General features: G+C 56.7%; 2 protein-coding genes. One reads left to right on the forward strand and one right to left on the reverse strand.

All coding sequences use genetic code 11. The features are described from left to right. Positions 1-758: 758 nt before the first annotated feature. Positions 759-974, reverse strand: a complete 216-nt coding sequence (locus IVB32_RS28590; protein ID WP_018456770.1) for a hypothetical protein — start codon at positions 972-974, stop codon at positions 759-761. Positions 975-1,054: 80 nt separating this feature from the next. On the opposite strand from IVB32_RS28590, the gene IVB32_RS28595 reads away from it, so the two are divergent. Continuing rightward, positions 1,055-1,480: a hypothetical protein gene (locus tag IVB32_RS28595; RefSeq protein WP_157642985.1), complete on the forward strand. Its 426-nt coding sequence runs from the start codon at positions 1,055-1,057 to the stop codon at positions 1,478-1,480. The last annotated feature ends 668 nt before the right edge of the window (positions 1,481-2,148 follow it).

Here is a 2,148-nt window from a genome sequence, read left to right on the forward strand (position 1 = left end):
ATAGCCGCATCGAAGACCTCATGCCGTGGCGATTCCGCAAAACGTCAAGCCAGCCTCAATAGGGTTGCGGCTAAGCGCTTACGTAAGGATGGGGAAAACGGCCGATGCGTCAGATCGTCTGCATTTTCCGAATCGCGCCTCTGTGCACGCTCTCAACTGGTTTCAGATTTGCGGGTACACGCGCGTGAGCCATTTCGTCTCTATGCTTCTGCTTGCCCTCGCCCTGACGCTGACCTTGTGCTTCGGGGTGGCAGCCTGGCGCGTGTCGGCCGGCAATGACGTCGAGATCACCGCAACGATTCCGCATGGGGAATACGGATGGAGATCGAGGTCGAGGAACTGAATGCCTTGCGCTCACCCTTCGGCTACATCCTGGCGACTATGAACGTGGACCTTGACGACTCGCCATCGAGCGGAGGCTGCCCCGCGTCTCCTACCGTTCCTGCCTCGGGCTCGCCGACGGGCCTTTAGGACCGCAGGTCGTCCGTTCGCAACATAGCGATCAGGTTCGCGACCGCCAGCTCCAGGTGCGGCAGGGCATCACAGGGCTCTGCGGCATCGAGATCGTCTACGTGCCAATTCTGGACCCGGTCCGCGATGGCCAGGAAAGCGGCGTTCGACCATCGATTGATGCTCCGCCTCTTTTAATCCTATGACGATATCTGCTTGCCGGAAGTCAGGTAAGGTGCACGGCAGCGGAAGTTCATCAGCATCGTTGCCGAAAAATCCCCGACACGCGGCGAGGTCATAGCTTACCGTCAACTATTCTGACGAAGGAGGAATGGCATCAGCTTCTCAAAGATTTCTATCCGAAAGCGATCAATCTCCCAACTGAGCGCATCGCTGAATCCCGCGGCATACGCATGGATGATCGCTCGGTCCGCAGTCACTTTGGTCGTCACGCCATTTACGACCACCGAGCCTGTCAGGATCTTTCCGTCCCATTCAACAGCGCGACCATAACCCACCGACATGGCAACTCCAAACACAAGAAGGGTTGGTCTTATGCCGCACCAGGCGGTTATCTCACACCCACGTCGTCGCTTGTTTGTTCGTGCTGCCGCTCATCGTCCTCATCTCGGATAAGTTTGTGAGATTAGCGCAAACCAAAGCAAGGCACGACTGCGCACCACAGTCAGTTCCTTCCGATTCTCTCGATGAATTCCAACGCGGCTGGCGCAATGTCATCGAACTCGACAAAGCAGCGGCGCAGTTCATCTGCGATCTCTACGGTTACATCACGCGACCATCCCTCAACCGTGTTGAAGACCACGATCCGAGCAGGGTGCTTGTATTGACCTTCCATTATTTGGCGCATCAGCGTCGCTCGACCAGTGTCGTCTTCGGAGGTTTCGCTCCAGGCACGGCCGAGCCCACCTCCATAATCCTCGAGCACAAGATAGACGTCACGTGGATATGGATGAGGCACGATGGACGGAGAATGAGGCATGATCCCAAAACTCTGAAAATCGTCATTTAATTTCTATATTAAACTATATTAAATATGGAATTTCAATCTAATTTACAGCCGTCCGGCTGCGCTTTCGATCGGTCGACACTGCCTATCGATCGACCCACTCGCCGGCACACGCGCTTTTGGAGGCGAGCAAAAAGCGAGCCGTGGGGTGGCGGCGGCGATGGCTGTCCCGATGGCAAGGACGACAGGGGCCGCTAACGTTTTTCGGAGGCACGGCGGTTGGTACGGGCTCGCCAATTACCGCGTTTGCCCGATTCCTCTCCCCAACTGGGCGATGCAGTCGGGCCCCAGCTTTCCCCACTGCCCCAAGGCAAGGCTCATTTTGTTCGGCTTGGAACGACTTACTGATTGCCAAGTTTTCCCGTGCCTCCCCAAGGGGCAGCTGCCTTCACCAAGGCGGCTCGATAGCCCCAGCTTCACCGCCCTGAGGCTGGGGTCCTTTTGCTGTCTGGATAGCTGCAGACTCAGGAGGGCGTTGATGCAGGGTTATAGCTCGATCCTTCTTGTCCAACGGTTGAACGACCTCGTTTGTCAACTGTCAGAGCTGGAAGATCTGCGGCTTAAAGTCCAAGAGGCGGAGCGACGCGCTGAGCTGCTGCCGGTTTGATGGACACCGAGATTGGGTGTTTTATCGAGCCAGAGGTGGGTCATGCAGAGACGGAAGTTCAGTC

The organism is Bradyrhizobium sp. 23, from assembly GCF_023073295.1.
Classification (GTDB): domain Bacteria; phylum Pseudomonadota; class Alphaproteobacteria; order Rhizobiales; family Xanthobacteraceae; genus Bradyrhizobium; species Bradyrhizobium canariense_D.

What these genes read in the sequence shown, in the direction of transcription:
- IVB32_RS28590 (WP_018456770.1), bottom strand. Translation starts at nt 974, where the DNA reads ATGTCGGTGGGTTATGGTCGCGCTGTTGAATGGGACGGAAAGATCCTG.